This window comes from Streptomyces sp. NPDC050485, from assembly GCF_044458185.1.
Lineage (GTDB): Bacteria > Actinomycetota > Actinomycetes > Streptomycetales > Streptomycetaceae > Streptomyces.
The window spans coordinates 112,071-130,672 of record NZ_JBITHR010000001.1 but is presented as its reverse complement, the minus strand read 5'-3'; the positions used below and the strand labels follow the sequence as shown (position 1 = coordinate 130,672).

Genomic DNA, 18,602 nt, shown 5'->3' with positions numbered 1-18,602 from the left:
CCTAACCGGGGGACCGCCTGCCCCGCCCGTCGGCGGGGGGCGAAAGGGTGATGGAGCGCGGGCCGTACGGGTGATCAGACGACATCCCAAGGCGCCTGCTCATAAGCGCGCCACACCACCTTCATCAGCTCCGCGTCCACCGCGAACCCGCGCTCGTCGATGCGGCCGACCGGGGCGATTCCGCGGGAGTTGGTGACGAAGGCCGCGCTGTAGGTGTCGAGGGCGGACAGGGTCACTTCGCGGTGGGCCGACTTCAGGCCGTACTCCGTGAGGCGGGGTTCGAGTACCGCCATGGTGATGCCGAGCAGTGCGGGGCGGTTCGGCCAGACCACTGAACTGCCGTCCCAGAACGCGATGTTGGTGATCGAGCCCTCCGCGATGACGCCGCCCGGGCCGGTCAGCAGCGCGTCGGTGAAGCCCCGGCGTTCGGCGAGGCGGCCGTAGTAGGCCTGGGCGAAGCCGCCGAGGTGCTTGATGTGGGCGACCGGGCGCTCGTACGGCACGGAGAGAAGGGACTGGGCGGTGGGAGGCATGTCGACGGGCTCGCGCACGACGACCATCGGAGTGGGCGCCTCGGCGGGTCCGTACACGTAGACACGTACCGCCGCGTCGGACCGGCCGCAGGCGGTGAGTGCCTGCCGCACCAGGGAGCGGACGCGTTCGCCGTCGAGGCCCGGGCCGAACAGTTCGCGGGTGGCCCGGTCGAGGCGGGTGAGGTGGTGGGCCAGGCCACGGACCCGCCCGCCGCGTACCTGCATGGCGGTGAAATGTCCGTAGCCGCCGGTCAGCGCGGGGACGAGGAGGTTCTCGGCGTCGGCGGGGCGGCCGTCGATCTCGACGTACGGAAGTGTCATGGGCTTCAAGATAGTTCGCCGTCGGCCGGGCTTGACCTCAATCATGCTTGAGGTTGGAAGCTTCTCGGCATGGACATCACCACAGCCGAGCAGGCTGCTCTCAAGCTCACCGTTGTCGTCGCCTCCAACCGCGAGGGCCGGTTCGCGCCGGTCGTCGCCGGCTGGTTCCTCTCCCGGGCCCGCGAGCACGCCGGTCTCGACATCGAGGTGCTCGACCTCGCCGAGGCCGAGCTGCCGACCACCATCTCGCACCGCCCGTCCCCCGCCGTCGCGGCCCAACTGTCCGTCATCACACCGAAGTTGGCGGCTGCGGACGCCTTTGTCGTGGTCACCCCCGAGTACAACCACTCCTTCCCCGCCTCCCTCAAGAACCTCATCGACTGGCACTACACCCAGTGGCAGGCCAAGCCGGTCGGCTTCGTCTCGTACGGCGGGATCTCCGGCGGCCTGCGGGCGGTCGAGCAACTGCGCCAGGTCTACGCCGAGATGCATGCCGTCACCGTCCGGGACACGGTCAGCTTCCACAACGCGCACGGCCTCTTCGACGAGGACGGTGCGCACCGCGAGCCCTCGCAGGCCGACGCCGCCGTGAAGAAGATGCTGGATCAGGTGGCGTGGTGGGCGCATGCCCTGCGGGACGCCAAGAAGGCCCGCCCGTACGCCGGTTGAGTGACCTGGAAAAGGACTGTCAGGCGGCGGGCAGGGTGACCACGGCGAGCGCGCCGCCGTCCGCCGCGTTGCGCAGCGCGACCCGGGCGCCGATGACCTGCGCCTGGCCCATCGCGATGGTCAGCCCGAGCCCGGTGCCCTGGCCGCGTTCCTGAACACCCGTCACAAAGCGCTGCGGGCCGTCCCTCAGCAGGCGTTCGGGGAACCCGGGGCCGTGGTCCCGGACGCTGACCGAGGTGCCGTCCACGGCCACCTCGACCGGACCGGAACCGTGCCGCCTGGCGTTGGCGATGAGGTTGGCCACGATCCGTTCCAGGCGGCGCGCATCGGTGCGGACGAGGGTGTCCGTGCGGTCGGGGTCGGCGGTCCGGTCCGTCGGGTCGGGGTCGGCGGGCCCGTCCGTGCCGTCGGGACCGGTGGTCGTTTCGCGGGCCTCGGTGTCCTCCGGGTCGTACCCGCCCCGCGCCGGGTACGCCAACTCCACGGCAGCCCCGCACCGTTGGAGTATCCCTTCCAGCGTGGCGTCCAGCGGCAGGACCTCCAGGTGGGGCTGCTCCGCGTTCGCGTCGAGCCGGGCGACCTCAAGCAGGTCCTCGGTCAGGACGCGCAGCGCCGCGACCCGATCGCGCACCAGCTCGGTCGGGCGGCTCGGCGGCAGCAGTTCGGCGGCGGTGTGCAGTCCGGTCAGCGGGGTGCGCAGCTCGTGCGCCACATCCGCGGTGAAGCGCTGCTCGGCCTCCAGGCGTCCTTGCAGCGACGCGGCCATCGTGTCGACCGCGCAAGCCAGCTCGGCCACCTCGTCCTGGCGGCCGGCCGGGGCCGACTGGCCGATCCTGGCGTCGAGTTCACCCCGGCTGATCCGGCGCGCGGTGGCCGCGGCGGTGCGCAGCTCACGGCTCAGCCGACTGGCGAGCCCGGCGCCGCCGAGCGCGGCGAGCCCGACCACGACCGTGCCCCACGCCACCAACTGGCTGTCCAGCTCGTGGAGTTCGTTCCGCTGGGCGTCCAGCGGCTGCCGTACCGAGAGCACCCGGTCGCCCACCGGCCGCGCGGCCCACACGGCCGGATGCGGACCGTCCAGGTCCAGGAAGGTGCTGCGGCGGCCGTCGCGCGCGGACTTCCGCAGCGGCTCGGGCAGCTCCGGATGGTCGATGGCGGCCTCCGTGTCCGCACGGTCGACCTGGCCGGTCAGCTCGTACAGCTGGCGTACGCGGATGAGCTGGGCGGTGGCCGACTCACGGGCGGTCGAGGCGACCTGGGCGGTGCGGGACTGGTGGATGAGGAGGGCGATGGTGACGGCCACCAGGGAGCAGCCGATCGCCAGGAGTGCGGCGATCTTCCAGCGCAGGCTGAGGCCCCGGGTCAGGTCGCGTATGCGGCTGAGCAGGCGGCGGGGGTGCGGGGTGGGGGTCACGAGGCGGTCCTCGGTGGCTTCGTGCCGCTCGTCCTCGGCGGGCCAGGGGTCTTGCGCGGCCCAGGGGTTCCGCCTTCGTCGGCCGCGCCCGGGGTGCCCGGGGCCCTCGGCCCGATCTCCTTGTACGTCTTGATGTCGCTCACCGGCGACAACCGCACCCCGTCCCACCGGTAGCGCACCGCCTGTTCCGCGCCGTCGTCCGCGGCGCCGCGCGTCACCAGGTCGGTGCCGACGGCCTCCACGGCCAGGCGGCTGCCGCCGGTGAGCAGGATCGGGACGACCCTCGCGTCCCGGACCGTGTAGACGATCACGGCCGTGCGCCGGTTCTCCAGATCCGCCGCGATGATCAGCTCGGGCGAGCCGTCGTGGCCCGTCAGGTCGTGCAGGACCGGCGGGCGGATGCCGGGGTGCCCGGGGTGGTCGATCAGGGGCAGCCGGGCGAGGCTGCTGGCGCGGGGGTCGGCCTTGATGATCTCCATCGGGTCCATGCCGCGCAGCCCCTCCTTCGGCACCTTCAGCTCCTTGGTGAGCGGCGTGGGCGGTTCCGCCTGGCCGGACGCCATGACGCCGTTGCGCTTGGCATCGTTCTCGTACCAGTCGGCCCACAACTGCTGGGGCCGCGGCTGGAGGGCGACCGTGGAGGCGCGGCCGCCGTCTTCGAGGCCGGAGCGCGTGCCGCAGCCGGACGCGGCGAGCACCACCGCGGCGATGCCGAACGCGACGACGCCCGCGACGGCGGCCGCGCGGAGAATCCGGAAGGTCTGGATCATGATGGGATGCCGGGGTCGGGAGGACGGCCGGGATGTCGGCCGCGTCCCTCGACACTAGGAACGGATCATCACGGAAACCGGGACAACACGTAACAGCCGTGCGTACGCTCCGCCCCAGCCGGCGGGTTCGGGACGAAGGGCCCGGCCGGAGGACTCTTCACATCCCGGCCGGATACGGCCGTTCGACCGAGGGAGGAAGCCGTGTCATCGGCCGAACCGCTGATTGTGCAGACCACGACCGACAGCGCGGACAAGGCCGCGGCGCTCGCCCGCGGCGCGGTGGAGGCCCGCGTCGCGGCCTGCGCGCAGATCGCGGGCCCCGTCACCTCCGTCTACCACTGGGCGGGCGGCATCGAGACGACGCAGGAGTGGCAGGTGCTCCTCAAGACCACCGCCGCCCGCTATCCGGACCTGGAGCGCCACCTCCTCGCGGCCCACGACTACGAGACGCCCGAGATCATCGCGACCGCGGTGGTGGCGGGCAGCGCCGCCTACCTGTCCTGGATCACGGCCGAGACGGCCGCCGGATGAGCCCCGCCGCCGAGCCCCCGCTGCCCTTCTTCGTGTACGGCACGCTCCGTCCCGGCCAGCGCTACTACCGGCGCTTCCTGCGCGGCCGTACGGTGTCCGAACGCCCGGCGCTGCTGACCGGCGCCCTCCTGTACGACGGCCCCGGCTATCCGTACGCCATAGCCGGCGACGGCACGATCACCGGCAGCCTCATCGAGGTCGAGCCCGCCGATCACGCCGAACTCCTCGCCGCACTGGACGAGTTGGAGGGCTACGTCGGCCCCGGCCACCCCCGCAACACCTACGACCGGCTGGTGCGCGAGGTGCTGGCCGACGGCCGCCGCGTACGGTGCCTGACCTATCTGGCGGCGCCCCGCCTGGCCCGCGAACTGCGCGCGACCGGCACCCCGATCACCGGCGGGGACTGGCTCACCCGGCCCGCTCCACCCGCACCGCGCACACCTTGAACTCGGGCATCTTCGAGACCGGGTCGAGCGCCGGGTTCGTCAGGTTGTTGGCCCGGCCCTCGCCCGCCCAGTGGAACGGCATGAACACCGTGTCCGAGCGGATGGCGGCGGTGACCCTGGCCGGGGCCGTGGCCCGCCCGCGCCGGGAGGTCACCGTCACCGGATCGCCGTCGGCCACCGAGATCCGGGCGGCGAGCAGCGGATGCATCTCGACGTAGGCGCCGGGTGCGGCCGCGTTGAGTTCGGCGACCCGCCTCGTCTGCGCGCCCGACTGGTACTGGGCGAGGACCCGGCCCGTGGTGAGCACCACCGGGTAGTCGGCGTCGGTCTCCTCGGCCGGGCCCCGGTGTACGACCTCCACGAACCTGGCCCGGCCGTCCTCGGTCGCGAACCGGTCGAGGAACAGCCGGGGCGTGCCCGGATGCCCGTCCTCGGGGCACGGCCAGAACACCCCGTCCTCGGCCTCGATCCGGGCATAACTGATGCCCGAGTAGTCCGCCGCCCCGCCCGCCGAGGCCCGCCGCAGCTCCTCGAACACCTCCTCCGGGTCGACCGGGAAGCCCTTCGCCGCCGAGTCCGAACCAAGCGTCTCCGCAAGGGAGTTGAGCACTTCCAGGTCGCTGCGGACGCCCGCCGGCGGGGTGAGGGCCGCCCGCCGGAGCAGCACCCGCCCCTCCAGATTGGTCGTCGTGCCGGTCTCCTCCGCCCACTGCGTCACCGGAAGCACCACGTCCGCGAGCCCGGCGGTCTCCGACAGGACCACGTCCGCGACGGCCAGGAAGTCCAACTCCCGCAGCCTGCCCTCCACATGGGTCGCGCGCGGCGCCGACACGACCGGGTTCGACCCCATGACGAGCAGCGCCTTCACCTCGCCGCCCAGCGCGTCGAGGAGTTCGTACGCGCTCCGTCCCGGACCCGGCAGCGCGTCCGGGTCGACGCCCCACACCCCGGCCACATGGGCCCGCGCCGCCGGGTCGGTCAGCTTGCGGTAGCCGGGCAACTGGTCGGCCTTCTGGCCGTGTTCGCGGCCGCCCTGCCCGTTGCCCTGGCCGGTCAGACAGCCGTACCCGGACAGCGGCCGCCCCGCCCGCCCGGTCGCCAGGCAGAAGTTGATCCACGCGCCGACCGTGTCGGTGCCCTTGGCGTGCTGCTCGGCGCCGCGCGCGGTCAGCACCATCCCGTCCGGGGCGTCACAGAACATGCCCACGGCCTGCCGGAGTTGGGGCACCGGCACCCCCGTTATCCGCTCCACCAGCTCCGGCCAGTGCGCCATCGCCCCCGCCCGCGCCGCCTCCCAGCCCGCCGTCCGCTCCCGTATGAACTCCTCGTCGGTGCGCCCCTCGGCCACCACCAGGTGCAGCAGGCCGAGCGCCAGGGCGAGGTCGGTGCCGGGGCGCGGTGCCAGATGCAGATCGGCCTGCTCGGCGGTCTTCGTCCGGCGCGGGTCGATGACGATCAACTTGCCACCGTTCTCCCGCAGTTCGCGCAGGTACCGCAGCGCGGGCGGCATGGTCTCGGCGAGGTTCGAGCCCGCCAGGATGACACAGCCGGTCCGCGCCACGTCCGCCAGCGGGAACGGCAGCCCCCGGTCCACGCCGAACGCCCGCTGGTGCGCGGCGGCCGCCGACGACATGCAGAACCGCCCGTTGTAGTCGATCTGCGAGGTCCCCAGCACCACCCGGGCGAACTTCCCCAGCGCGTACGCCTTCTCATTGGTCAGCCCGCCGCCGCCGAACACCCCGACCGCGTCGGCCCCGTACTCCTGCCGTACGGAGCCGAGCCGCTCGGCGACCAGGCGCAGGGCCTCCGCCCAGGAGGCCGGTTCGAGCCGGCCGGTGGCGGGGCGGCGGATCAGCGGCCCGGTCAGCCGGGCCCCGGGGGAGAGCAGCGCGGGCGCGGTGCGCCCCTTGCCGCACAGCGCGCCCCGGTTCACCGGGAAGTCGCGCTCGACCACGTCGAGCCCCCCGTCCGCGCCGGGTGCGGCCCGCAGCCCCATGCCGCACTGCAGCGAGCAGTAGGGGCAGTGGGTGGCGGTCACGGCGGGGGAGTCGAGGAGCATGCCCGCCAGTGTGGGACGGCCGTGTTACGCCCGCGCCCACCGGCGGTTACGCGCCGGGTGCGGCGGCCTCATCCCGGCCATGGCGGGCCCGTGAGGCCCGGGCGGGGTTGGGCGCAGGCTCTCAGCCCGCCAGCGCGCGGGCGACCCCGGGCTCCTTGGGGCCGAGGAAGGTCGGGTCGGGCTGGAACACCGCGTCCACCGCTGCCTTCCCCGCGGCGAACACCTCCCGCACCCCGCCGTAGTACCAGGTCGCGTCGTGCGCGGCAGCGACGCCGACGCCGTACGACCGCACCCCCGCGGCCTCGCACAGCGCCACGGCGCGCCGGATGTGGAAGCCCTGGCTCACCAGGACGGCCCGGTCCACGCCGAAGATCCGCTTGACCCGCGCGCAGGAGTCCCAGGTGTCGAACCCGGCGAAATCGCTGACCACGCGCCTGTCCGGCACCCCGTGCTGGACGAGATAGGCGCGCATGGCGTCGGGCTCGCTGTACTCGGCGCGGCCGTTGTCCCCGGTGACGAGGACCGCCTTCACCTTTCCCGTGCGGTACAACTGCACCGCCGCGTCAAGGCGGTTGGCGAGGTACGGCGACGGCTTGCCCTCCCACAGGCCGGCCCCGAACACCACGGCGACCCCGGACGCCGGAGCGTCGGCCACCGTGCCGATCCGGTCACCGGTGGTCGCGTACATCCAGGTGGCGGGCGCGAGCGCGAGCACGCACCCGGCCACGACGGCCTGCACGAGCCGCCGGCGGCCGGCCCGGGTGCGCGGCAGACGCGGTCGCTTCAGTCGGATGCGCGGCACGTGGTTCCCCCTGGTGATCTCCGTCGGTGCACGACGGGACGGACGCGACGAAGGTGTACGACGGGACGGACGCGACGAAGGTGTACGACGGGACGGACGCGACGGCCACCGCGCCGGTTCGGCGCACGGCCCGCATCCGTACAGCTCTGTGACATGACCGCGTCCACTTCACCCGGTCCGGGACCATGGGGATGGGCCCGCACCCCGGGCCCGCCGCCCCTGTGAGGCCATGGAAAACACCCGTCACCGGTACGCAACGGCCCGGCAACGTGCGCCCGGCAGGATCGGTCCATGACGGAGACGGATCGCTCCCATGCGGAGACGGAGACGGGCCAGTCCCTGCCGTTCGACACCACCGCGCAGCTCCTCACCCGCATCACGGCCCAACTGGGCAGTCAGCTCAGCCACGTACGACTGAACGGAACCCGCGCCCCCATGCCCCCCGCCGGCCGCCCCGCCCTCGTCGCCGTCGCGCACGGCAGCCGCGACCCCGGCGCGCTGCGGACGGTCACCGAGCTCCTGGAGCGGGTCCGCGAACTGCGGCCGGGCCTCGACGTCCGCCTCGGCCACATCGAGATCGACCGCCCGCTGCTCACCGACACGCTGGCCGGAATGCGCGGAGCGGCCGTCGTCGTGCCGCTGCTGCTCAGCCGGGGCCACCACGTCAAACACGACATACCCCAGGCCCTCGCCACCGCCGGCAGCCATCTGCGGACGTGGACCGCGGCCCCGCTCGGCCCGCACCCGCTGCTCGTCGAGGCGCTGTACGGGCGGCTCGTGGACGCGGGCTGGCACCTCGACGCCCGGACGGTGCGCGGCGCCGGGGTCGTGCTGGCCGCCGCCGGATCCCGCGACCCCGACGCGGCCGCCGACACCCGGCGCACCGCCCGGCTGCTCAGCGAACGCCTCGGCGGGGTCCCGGTGTTGCCCGCCTACGCCTCGTCCCCCAAACCCTCGACTCCTCCCCCGAGTTCTCGGCCAGGCTCGAACAGAGGGGACCCCCATGCGCAGGCGAGACCCCATTCCTCGCCCACCGTGCCCGAGGCGCTGCGCGCACTCGCCGCGCGCGGCCGGCACCGGGTCGCCATCGCCTCGTATTTCACCGCGCCGGGACGTTTCGCGGCGCAGAGCGCGGCTGAGGCGCCCTGGCTCGCCGCCGCCCCCCTGGGTGCGCATCCGGCCATGGCCAGGCTCGTCCTGCACCGGTACGAGGAAGCGCTGGCGTCGCCGACGCTCCGCGACACCGCTCCCGGCCTGGGAAGTGGCTCGAAGTGGCCCGAAGGGCGAGCCTCGACGGCCGCTTGAGTCCGCTTGTCAGTGACTCCGTTTACTGTCGGTGCATGGAGTTCTACGCCGAGGCCGACACAGAACGGTGGGCCGCCGAGCCCGACAAGCGGCCCGGCCGCACCGCCTTCCAGCGCGACCGCGCGCGGGTGCTGCACTCGGGGGCGCTGCGCCGCCTGTCCGGCAAGACCCAGGTCGTCACCCCGGGCTCGCGGAGCCAGGTCTGGGACGCGAGCCCGCGCACCCGCCTCACCCACTCCCTGGAATGCGCCCAGGTCGGCCGTGAACTGGGCGCCGCCCTCGGCTGCGACCCGGACCTGGTCGAGGCCGCCTGCCTCGCCCACGACATGGGCCACCCGCCGTTCGGGCACAACGGCGAGCAGGCGCTCAACGACTTCGCCAAGGACATCGGCGGCTTCGAGGGCAACGCCCAGTCGCTGCGCCTGCTCACCCGCCTCGAACCGAAGCGCTTCGTGCGCTCCTCGGTCACCGGAAAACCCGTCAGTGTCGGCCTCAACCTCACCCGCGCCGCCCTGGACGCCGCCACCAAGTACCCCTGGGCGCGCGGTGGCCACCCCACCGACCCGGCCTCGGTGAAGTTCGGGGTGTACGAGGACGACCTGCCGGTCTTCGAATGGGTCCGGGAGGGCGCCACGCCCTACCGCAAGTGCTTCGAGGCCCAGGTCATGGACTGGTCCGACGACGTGGCGTACTCGGTGCACGACGTCGAGGACGGTCTGCACGCCGGCCACATCGACCCCCGCGCGCTGTTCTCCGAGACCGAACGGGACGGCATCTGGCGGGTGGCGATCGGCAGATACGTACCGCAGGACACCGATCCGCAGGAGCTCGCGGAGGCTCTGGAGCGGCTGGTCGACCGGGAGTGGTGGCCGCGCGGCTACGACGGCTCGGCAGTCGCCCAGGCCCGCCTCAAGGACGCCACCAGCCAGCTCATCGGCCGGTTCTGCCTGGCCGCCGAGGGCGCCACCCGCGCCGCCTTCGGCTCCGGACACCTCATGCGGTACGGGGCGGAGCTGGTCGTCCCGCGCGAGACCAGCACCGAATGCGCCGTGCTGAAGGCCGTCGCCGACCGCTACGTGATGCAGCGCGACGAACAGGAAAGGCTCCGCGCCGACCAGCGCGTCGTCCTTGCCGAGCTCGCCGACGCGCTGACCGCCCGGGCCCCCTTCGAAGGCCTGGACCCGCAGTTCCGCGCGCTGTACGACGAGGCCGACGACGACCGTACGAAGAAGCGCGTGATCGTCGACCAGATCGCCTCGCTCACCGACGCGGCGGCCCGCTCCCTGCACTCCAGACTCACCGTGCACCACCGGTAATCCAGGCCGACCCGGCGCCCCAACGGAGCAAGCCCCCTTCCCCCATCACGCTCCGTGCGGGACGCTCGCAGATGGCGGCAGCGCAACAAGGAGGCATCAAGTGGTCGACGCAGATCGGACATTCGTCATCGTCGGAGGCGGTCTCGCGGGGGCGAAAGCCGCCGAGACGCTCCGCTCCGAGGGGTTCAACGGGCGGGTGATCCTCATCGGCGACGAGCGCGAGCACCCCTACGAACGACCGCCCCTCTCCAAGGGGTTCCTGGCCGGCAAGGAGGAGCGCGACAGCGTCTTCGTGCACGAGCCGGCCTGGTACGCGCAGGCCGACATCGAGCTCCACCTGGGCCAGACCGTCACCGCCATCGACCGCGCCGCCAAGACGGTACGGCTGGGCGACGGCACCCTCATCCAGTACGACCGGCTGCTTCTGGCCACCGGCGCCGAGCCGCGCCGCCTGGACATCCCCGGCACGGACCTGGCCGGCGTCCACCACCTGCGCCGCCTGGCCCACGCCGAGCGGCTGAAGCACGTCCTGAAGGCGCTCGGCCGCGACAACGGCCACCTGGTCATCTCGGGCGCCGGCTGGATCGGCCTGGAGGTCGCGGCCGCCGCCCGCGGTTACGGCGCGGAGGTCACCGTCGTCGAACCGGAGCCCACCCCGCTGCACAACGTGCTCGGCCCCGAGCTCGGCCAGCTCTTCGCCGACCTGCACGCCGAGCACGGCGTCCGCTTCCACTTCGGCGCCCGCCTCACCGAGATCACCGGCCAGGACGGCATGGTCCTGGCCGCCCGCACCGACGACGGCGAGGAACACCTGGCGCACGACGTGCTCGCCGCGATCGGCGCCGCCCCGCGCAGCTCGCTGGCCGAGACGGCGGGCCTCGCCATGGTCGACCGCGCGCACGGCGGCGGCATCGCCGTGGACGGCTCGCTGCGCACCTCCGACCCGGACATCTTCGCGGCCGGCGACGTGGCCGCCGTCCACCACCCGCTGCTCGACATCCGGCTGCGCGTCGAGCACTGGGCCAACGCGCTCAACGGCGGACCGGCCGCCGCCCGCGCCATGCTGGATCAGGACGTGTCGTACGACCGCGTCCCCTACTTCTTCTCCGACCAGTACGACCTCGGGCTCGAATACTCGGGGTGGGCGCCGCCCGGCTCGTACGACCAGGTGGTGATCCGCGGGGACGCGGGCAAGCGCGAGTTCATCGCGTTCTGGCTGAAGGAGCGCCGGGTGCTCGCCGGGATGAACGTGAACGTGTGGGATGTCACAGAGCCGATCCAGGCCCTGATCCGGTCCGGGGCCCGGGTGGACACCGAGGCGCTGGCCGATCCGTCGGTCCCGCTCGGGACCTCGCTCAGTGATGTCACACCGTCCCCGTAGACTTCATGCGTGGCAGGCAGGATCAACGATGACGACGTGAAGGCGGTCCGGGACGCGGTCCCGATCGACGCCGTCGTGTCCGAGTACCTCCAGCTGCGCAACGCGGGGGGAGGCAACCTCAAGGGCCTCTGCCCCTTCCACGACGAGAAGTCCCCGTCCTTCCAGGTCAGCCCGAGCAAGGGGCTCTTCCACTGCTTCGGCTGCCAGGAAGGCGGCGACACGATCGCCTTCGTCCGGAAGATCGACCACCTGTCGTTCTCCGAGGCGGTCGAGCGGCTCGCCGCCACCGCGGGTATCACGCTCCGCTACGAAGAGGGCGGGTACAACCCCGCGCACCAGCGCGGCGAGCGCATCCGCCTGGTCGAGGCGCACCAGGCCGCCGCCCAGTTCTACATCGAGCAGCTCGGCAGCCCCGAGGCGGAGATCGGCCGCGCGTTCCTCGCGGAGCGCGGCTTCGACCAGGCCGCCGCCGCACACTTCGGCGTCGGCTACAGCCCCGCGGGCTGGGACCATCTGACGCGCTATCTGCGCGGCAAGGGCTTCAGCGACAAGGAGCTGCTGACCTCGGGCCTCGCCCAGGAGAGCCGCCGCAACCCCATCGACCGCTTCCGCGGCCGCCTGATGTGGCCGATCCGCGACGTCTCCGGCGAGGTGGTGGGCTTCGGCGCGCGCAAGCTGCGCGACGACGACAACGGCCCGAAGTACCTGAACACCCCCGAGACGCCGATCTACAAGAAGTCGCAGGTCCTGTACGGAATCGACCTGGCCAAGAAGGAGATCGCCAAGAGCAGCCGCGCGGTCGTGGTCGAGGGCTACACCGACGTCATGGCCTGCCACCTGGCCGGTGTCACCACCGCCATCGCGACCTGCGGCACGGCCTTCGGCGGTGACCACATCAAGATCCTGCGCCGCCTTCTGATGGACAACGGCTCGGCCCGCGTGATCTTCACCTTCGACGGCGACGCGGCGGGCCAGAAGGCCGCCCTGCGCGCCTTCGAGGACGACCAGAAGTTCGCCGCCGAGACGTACATCGCGATCGCCCCCGACAACATGGACCCCTGCGATCTGCGCCTGGCCAAGGGCGATGAGGCGGTCGCCGACCTGGTCCAACCCCGCACGCCGCTCTTCGAGTTCGCGATCCGCCAGATCGTCCGGCGCTACGACCTGGAGACCCCGGCGGGCCGGGCCGCGGCCCTCGACGAGGCGGCGCCGATCGTGGCCCGCATCAAGAACGTCGCCTCCCAGCACGAGGTCGCCGTCCAACTCGCCGGAATCCTCGGCATCCTGGACACCCAGTTCGTGGTGAAGCGGGTCGCCCAGCTCGCCCGCTGGGCCCGTGACCGCGGCGGCAAGGGCCCCGCGCCCGCGGGCCACCGCCAGCAGCAGTACGAGAGCGCCGCCCCCCGGGCCGCCGCCCCGGGCCCCGCGCTGAACCTGCGCAGCCCCGCCCACCGCACCGAACGCGAGCTGCTCAAGCTGGCGTTGCAGCACCCGCACCTGGTGTCCCCGGCCTTCGACGCGTACGGCACCGACGAGTTCACCGCCCCGCCGTACGCGGCGGTCCGCCAGTGCATCCAGGAAGCGGGCGGCGCCACCGACGCCCCCTCCGACTACCTCCCGGCCGTCATGGACCGCGCCCCCAACGACGTGGTGCGCGCCCTGGTCACCGAGCTCGCCGTGGAAGCGGTCCACGCCCGCACGGTGGACGAGGCGTACGCGGGCGAGCAGTTGGTGGCCGTGCGCCGCCGGGCCGTCGACCGCCGCCTCCTGGACATCCAGGGCACCCTGGCCCGCCTGGGCCAGCACGGCGACCCGGCCCAACTGGCCGCCGTCCAGAACGAGTTGTGGGTCCTCCAGCAGTACGGCCAGGCCCTGCGCAACAAGGGCGCGGCGGCTCTTTAGCCGCCGCCGCACGGGGTACCCGCCCCGCTGTAGGCATTCGGCGCGATTGCGGGGCGCAACCGCTGCGGCATATCCGTCCGGGTAATCACCCGGTCACGCACCGGCTTCAAAAAGTCACCGCACGCCCGTCGCGTCGATCATGTGTCGTACCCCACACTGGGTTGCGGTGCCTGAGTCCCCGGAGCGCGGCCGGCCCACCCCTGTCGGTGGGCACCTCACCCCCGCGGATCCGCTCATCGTGTACGGGACGGAAAGCGGTCCGGCCGCCTCCGTCCCGCTGCCGCACGCCCCCGATCCGGCAGCGATCACCCTGGAGGTCGCCCCCGTGCAGACCCAGACCCTGACCGACAACGACGTCGTCACGGCCGTACCCCCGCAGTCGCGGGCCGTGCACCACCCCGAGGCGGACCCGCCGGGCTCGGCCGCCGGGCCCGAACGGGTCGCCGAGGAAGAGGCCCCCGAACCACCGGACCCGCGGCCCGGCCGCGCCGATACCGGCGGCCCTTCCTCCGACCTCTTCCGCCAGTACCTGCGCGAGATCGGCCGCATCCCGCTGCTCACCGCGGCCGAGGAGGTCGAACTCGCCCGGCGCGTCGAGGCGGGCCTGTTCGCCGAGGAGCGGCTGAGCACGGCCTCCGATCTGGACTCCCAACTCGCCGTCGACCTCGACAAGTTGGTCGTCATGGGCCGGATGGCCAAGCGCCGCCTCATCGAAGCCAACCTGCGCCTGGTGGTCTCCGTCGCCAAGCGGTACGTGGGGCGCGGGCTCACCATGCTCGACCTGGTCCAGGAGGGAAACCTCGGACTGATCAGGGCGGTCGAGAAGTTCGACTACGCGCGCGGCTACAAGTTCTCGACGTACGCGACCTGGTGGATCCGCCAAGCCATGTCGCGCGCGCTTGCCGACCAGGCCCGCACCATCCGCGTCCCCGTCCACGTGGTCGAACTCATCAACCGCGTGGTGCGCGTCCAGCGCCGGATGCTCCAGGAGCGCGGCTACGAGCCGACGCCCGAAGAGGTCGCCGCTCACCTCGACCTGACCCCGGAACGGGTCGGCGAGGTGCTGCGTCTCGCCCAGGAACCGGTCTCGCTGCACGCACCGGTGGGGGAGGAGGACGATGTCGCGCTCGGCGATCTCATCGAGGACGGCGACGCCGCGTCCCCCGTCGAGTCCGCCGCCTTCCTGCTGCTGCGCGAGCACCTGGAGGCCGTGCTCTCCACGCTCGGCGAACGCGAACGCAAGGTCGTCCAACTGCGCTACGGGCTGGCCGACGGCCGCCCGCGCACCCTGGAGGAGATAGGCCGCATCTTCGGCGTGACGCGCGAACGCATCCGCCAGATCGAGTCGAAGACCCTGAACAAGCTGCGCGACCACGCCTTCGCGGACCAGCTCAGGGGTTATCTGGACTGAAACGGCAAGGGGCCGGCGCGAATCCCGCACCGGCCCCAACTGCCCTACCGGTCAGTCGACTTCGGCGACCGCCTGCGCGAACTGGGCCGCGTACAGCCGCGCGTACGCCCCCTGCGCCGCCAACAGCTCGTCATGCGTGCCCTGTTCGACGATCGAGCCGTTCTCCATCACCAGGATGACGTCCGCGTCCCGGATGGTGGAGAGCCGGTGCGCGATGACGAACGACGTACGCCCGTGGGCGAGGCGCGCCATCGCCTTCTGGATCAGTACCTCGGTACGGGTGTCGACCGAGCTCGTCGCCTCGTCCAGGACCAGGATCACCGGGTCGGACAGGAACGCCCGCGCGATGGTGATGAGCTGCTTCTCACCCGCGCTGACCCCGGTGCCCTCGTCGTCGATGACGGTGTCGTAGCCCTCCGGGAGCGTCCGGATGAACCGGTCGGCGTGGGCCGCCTTCGCGGCCTCTTCTATCTCCTCGCGGGTGACTTCCTTGGCGGCGCCGTACGCGATGTTGTCCGCGATCGAGCCGCCGAACAGCCAGGTGTCCTGGAGCACCATGCCGATCCCGGAGCGCAGCTCCTCGCGGGTCATGCGCGCCGCGTCCACCCCGTCCAGGGTGATCCGGCCGCCGGTGACCTCGTAGAACCGCATGAACAGGTTCACCAGCGTCGTCTTGCCGGCGCCCGTCGGGCCGACGATGGCGACCGTGTGACCCGGCTCCACCGTCAGCGACAGGTCCTCGATGAGCGGCTTCTCCGGCTCGTACCGGAAGGACACCTTCTCCAGCGCGACCGCGCCGCGCGGCTGGTCGGGGCGCTCGGGCGAGGACACGTCCGGCGCCTGCTCCTCTGCGTCGAGCAGCTCGAAGATCCGCTCGGCCGACGCGACGCCCGACTGCACCAGGTTCGCCATCGAGGCGACCTGGGTCAGCGGCATCGAGAACTGCCGCGAGTACTGGATGAAGGCCTGGACGTCACCGATGGACAGCGATCCGGTGGCGACCCGCAGACCGCCGACCACCGCCACCAGGACGTAGTTCAGGTTGGACACGAACATCATCAGCGGCTGCATGACCCCGCTGTTGAACTGCGCCTTGAACGAGGCCTCGTACAGCGCGTCGTTCTGCTCGGCGAAGGCGTTCGCCGACTCCTGCTGACGCCCGAAGACCTTCACCAGGGCGTGCCCGGTGTACATCTCCTCGATGTGCGCGTTCAGCTTGCCCGTCGACTTCCACTGCTGGACGAACTGCGGCTGCGAGCGCTTGCCGACCCTCGTCGCCACGACCACCGACAGCGGCACCGTGACCAGTGCCACGAGCGCGAGCAGCGGCGAGATCCAGAACATCATCACCAGGACGCCGACGATGGTCAGCAGCGAGTTGATGAGCTGGCCCATCGTCTGCTGCATCGTCTGCGAGATGTTGTCGATGTCGTTGGTCGCGCGGCTGAGCACCTCGCCGCGCTTGGCCTTGTCGAAGTACGACAGCGGCAGCCGCGACAGCTTCGTCTGGATGTCCTCGCGCATCCGGAACACGGTCTTGTTGATGGCCCGGTTGGAGAGCCGGGTCGCCACCAGCATCATCAGCCCGGCGCCGACGTACACCGCGAGCGCGGCGAGCAGCACCCCGCCGACCGCGTGGAAGTCGATGCCGCTGCCCGGGGTGAAGTCGACCCCGGAGAGCATGTCGGCGAGAGAGCCCTGGCCCTTGGCGCGCAGCGCCTCGATGGCCTGCGCCTTGCTGATCCCGGCCGGCATCAGCGGGTTCTTGCCGATCACGCCCGCGAAGACCAGGTCGGTCGCCTTGCCGAGGATCTTCGGCCCGACCACCGACAGGCCGACGCTGCACACGACCGCGAGCAGCATCACCGACAGCGTGGCCTTCTCCGGCGCCAGCTGTCTGATCAGCCGTTTGCCGGACTCCTTGAAATTCATCGACCGCTGATCCGGGCCGCCGCCCATCATCATGCGTCCACCGGGCCCGCTCATGCCGCCTCAGCCTCCGTCAGCTGGGAGAGCACGATCTCCCGGTACGTCTCGTTGTCGGCCATCAGCTCGTGATGGCGGCCGGTCCCGACGACCCGTCCCTCGTCGAGGACGACGATCCGGTCGGCATCCCGGATGGTGGAGACCCGCTGGGCGACGATCACGACCGTGGCCTCGGCGGTCTCGCGACCGAGCGCGGAGCGCAGGGCCGCGTCCGTGGCGTAGTCGAGCGCCGAGAAGGAGTCGTCGAAGAGGTAGATCTCCGGGCGCTGCACCAGGGTGCGCGCGATGGCGAGCCGCTGGCGCTGACCGCCGGACACGTTCGTGCCGCCCTGCGCGATCGGCGCGTCGAGGCCGCCCTCCAGCTCGGCGACGAACTCCTTGGCCTGCGCGACGTCGAGGGCGTGCCAGAGCTCCTCGTCGCTCGCGTCGGGATTGCCGTACCGCAGATTGGTGGCCACCGTCCCGGAGAACAGGTACGGCTTCTGCGGCACCAGCGACACGGTCTTGGCGAGCAGCACGGGGTCGAGTGTGCGGACGTCCTCGCCGTCGACCAGGACCGCGCCGTCGGTCGCGTCGAACAGCCGCGGCACGAGCCCGAGCAGCGTCGACTTTCCGCTGCCCGTCGACCCGATGATCGCGGTGGTCTCGCCGGGCCGGGCCACGAGCTCCACGCCCCGCAGCACGGAGGCCTCCGCGCCCGGGTACTTGAAGTCGGCGCCCCGCACCTCCAGATGACCGTGCCGGCGCAGTTCGCGCACCGGGTTCTCGGGCGGCACCACGCTGGTGTCGGTCCCGAGGACCTCCTCGATGCGCTCGGCGCAGACCTCGGCGCGCGGCACCATCATGAACATGAAGGTGGCCATCATGACGGCCATCACGATCTGCATCAGGTACGCGAGGAACGCGGTGAGCTGGCCGATCTGCATGTGGCCGCTGCTGATGCGGTGCGCACCGAACCAGACGACCGCGACCGAGGACACGTTCACGACGGTCATGACGGTCGGGAACATCAGCGCCATCAGCCGCCCGGTGGACAGCGAGACCTCGGTCAGCTCGGTGTTGGCGCCCCGGAAGCGCCCCTGCTCGTACTCGTCCCGGACGAAGGCCCGGATCACGCGGTTGCCGGTGATCTGCTCGCGCAGCACCCGGTTCACCGTGTCGAGGCGGGTCTGCATGGTGCGGAACAGCGGCCGCATCTTGCGCACGATCAGCGAGACGGCGATCCCGAGGACCGGGACGACGGCGAGCAGCACCGCCGAGAGCGGCACGTCCTGGCCGAGCGCCATGATGATGCCGCCGACACACATGATCGGCGCGGACACCATCAGCGTGAACGCCATCAGGACCAGCATCTGGACCTGCTGGACGTCATTGGTGGTGCGGGTGATCAGGGACGGCGCCCCGAAGTGGCCGACCTCGCGCGCCGAGAACGACTGGACCCGCGCGAAGACGGCGGCCCGGACGTCGCGCCCGAGGGCTGCCGCGGTCCGGGCGCCGAAGTAGACGGCGCCGATGTTGCAGAACACCTGGACCAGGCTGACGGCGATCATGATGCCGCCGTGTCCCAGGATGTAGCCCGTGTCCCCGTTCACGACACCGTTGTCAATGATGTTCGCGTTGAGGGTGGGCAGATACAGGGTGGCGCTGGTCTGCAGCAGTTGCAGCAGGACCAGCAGGGCAATCGGTTTCTTGTACGGACTCAGGTGGGTCCGCAGAAGTCGTATGAGCACGCGCAGGCTCTCCGGGTCGGCAAGAT

General features: G+C 71.9%; 16 protein-coding genes. 9 read left to right on the top strand and 7 right to left on the bottom strand.

Annotated features, from left to right (window positions below):
- Positions 1–74 precede the first annotated feature (74 nt).
- Positions 75–854: an aminotransferase class IV gene (locus ACIBK6_RS00615; protein ID WP_399047543.1), complete on the bottom strand. Its 780-nt coding sequence runs from the start codon at positions 852–854 to the stop codon at positions 75–77.
- Between the two features lie 69 nt (positions 855–923).
- Here ACIBK6_RS00615 and ACIBK6_RS00610 point away from each other — a divergent pair, with 69 nt between their 5' ends.
- Positions 924–1,523 carry an NADPH-dependent FMN reductase gene (locus tag ACIBK6_RS00610; RefSeq protein ID WP_399047542.1) on the top strand — a complete coding sequence of 200 codons (600 nt, stop codon included), beginning with the start codon at positions 924–926 and terminating at the stop codon, positions 1,521–1,523.
- Between the two features lie 19 nt (positions 1,524–1,542).
- On the opposite strand, the gene ACIBK6_RS00605 is transcribed toward ACIBK6_RS00610, so the two are convergent.
- Positions 1,543–2,937 carry an ATP-binding protein gene (locus ACIBK6_RS00605; protein WP_399047540.1) on the bottom strand — a complete coding sequence of 465 codons (1,395 nt, stop codon included), beginning with the start codon at positions 2,935–2,937 and terminating at the stop codon, positions 1,543–1,545.
- Positions 2,934–3,707 carry a hypothetical protein gene (locus ACIBK6_RS00600; RefSeq protein WP_399047538.1) on the bottom strand — a complete coding sequence of 258 codons (774 nt, stop codon included), beginning with the start codon at positions 3,705–3,707 and terminating at the stop codon, positions 2,934–2,936. Before ACIBK6_RS00600 ends, ACIBK6_RS00605 begins: the two co-directional genes overlap by 4 nt.
- Positions 3,708–3,908: 201 nt before the next feature.
- Between ACIBK6_RS00600 and cutA the strand changes: the two genes are divergently transcribed.
- Positions 3,909–4,238 carry a divalent-cation tolerance protein CutA gene (gene cutA / locus ACIBK6_RS00595; RefSeq protein WP_399047536.1) on the top strand — a complete coding sequence of 110 codons (330 nt, stop codon included), beginning with the start codon at positions 3,909–3,911 and terminating at the stop codon, positions 4,236–4,238.
- Entirely contained in the window at positions 4,235–4,684 is a 450-nt protein-coding gene (locus ACIBK6_RS00590) for a gamma-glutamylcyclotransferase family protein (RefSeq protein ID WP_399047534.1), read from the top strand. The genes cutA and ACIBK6_RS00590 overlap by 4 nt, the downstream gene beginning before the upstream one ends.
- Here ACIBK6_RS00590 and ACIBK6_RS00585 read toward each other — a convergent pair.
- Complete coding sequence (locus ACIBK6_RS00585) at positions 4,647–6,743, bottom strand: molybdopterin oxidoreductase family protein (protein ID WP_399047532.1); 2,097 nt, start codon at positions 6,741–6,743, stop codon at positions 4,647–4,649. The genes ACIBK6_RS00590 and ACIBK6_RS00585 overlap by 38 nt on opposite strands.
- A gap of 121 nt (positions 6,744–6,864) precedes the next feature.
- Positions 6,865–7,545: a vancomycin high temperature exclusion protein gene (locus ACIBK6_RS00580; RefSeq protein WP_399047530.1), complete on the bottom strand. Its 681-nt coding sequence runs from the start codon at positions 7,543–7,545 to the stop codon at positions 6,865–6,867.
- Positions 7,546–7,571: 26 nt separating this feature from the next.
- On the opposite strand from ACIBK6_RS00580, the gene ACIBK6_RS00575 reads away from it, so the two are divergent.
- The 6 genes from ACIBK6_RS00575 (at position 7,572) to ACIBK6_RS00550 (ending at position 14,860) form a co-directional block, all read left to right on the top strand.
- A complete protein-coding gene (locus ACIBK6_RS00575) occupies positions 7,572–7,697 on the top strand; it encodes a hypothetical protein (protein WP_399047529.1) in 126 nt (41 codons plus the stop codon).
- Positions 7,698–7,836: 139 nt separating this feature from the next.
- Positions 7,837–8,850 (top strand): sirohydrochlorin chelatase, encoded by a 1,014-nt coding sequence (locus tag ACIBK6_RS00570; RefSeq protein ID WP_399047527.1) that lies wholly within the window; start codon positions 7,837–7,839, stop codon positions 8,848–8,850.
- Positions 8,851–8,885: 35 nt separating this feature from the next.
- Positions 8,886–10,166 (top strand): deoxyguanosinetriphosphate triphosphohydrolase, encoded by a 1,281-nt coding sequence (locus ACIBK6_RS00565; protein ID WP_399047526.1) that lies wholly within the window; start codon positions 8,886–8,888, stop codon positions 10,164–10,166.
- A 100-nt stretch (positions 10,167–10,266) separates the two neighbouring features.
- On the top strand, positions 10,267–11,547 hold the full coding sequence (locus ACIBK6_RS00560; RefSeq protein ID WP_399047524.1) for an NAD(P)/FAD-dependent oxidoreductase: 1,281 nt from the start codon (positions 10,267–10,269) through the stop codon (positions 11,545–11,547).
- A gap of 9 nt (positions 11,548–11,556) precedes the next feature.
- Complete coding sequence (gene dnaG / locus ACIBK6_RS00555) at positions 11,557–13,449, top strand: DNA primase (RefSeq protein ID WP_399047522.1); 1,893 nt, start codon at positions 11,557–11,559, stop codon at positions 13,447–13,449.
- 166 nt (positions 13,450–13,615) lie between these two features.
- Positions 13,616–14,860, top strand: a complete 1,245-nt coding sequence (locus tag ACIBK6_RS00550) for an RNA polymerase sigma factor (protein WP_399047520.1) — start codon at positions 13,616–13,618, stop codon at positions 14,858–14,860.
- A gap of 51 nt (positions 14,861–14,911) precedes the next feature.
- Here ACIBK6_RS00550 and ACIBK6_RS00545 read toward each other — a convergent pair whose 3' ends face one another.
- A complete protein-coding gene (locus ACIBK6_RS00545) occupies positions 14,912–16,846 on the bottom strand; it encodes an ABC transporter ATP-binding protein (RefSeq protein WP_399047518.1) in 1,935 nt (644 codons plus the stop codon).
- Positions 16,843–18,576, bottom strand: a complete 1,734-nt coding sequence (locus ACIBK6_RS00540) for an ABC transporter ATP-binding protein (RefSeq protein ID WP_399047516.1) — start codon at positions 18,574–18,576, stop codon at positions 16,843–16,845. Before ACIBK6_RS00540 ends, ACIBK6_RS00545 begins: the two co-directional genes overlap by 4 nt.
- Positions 18,577–18,602: the final 26 nt, after the last annotated feature.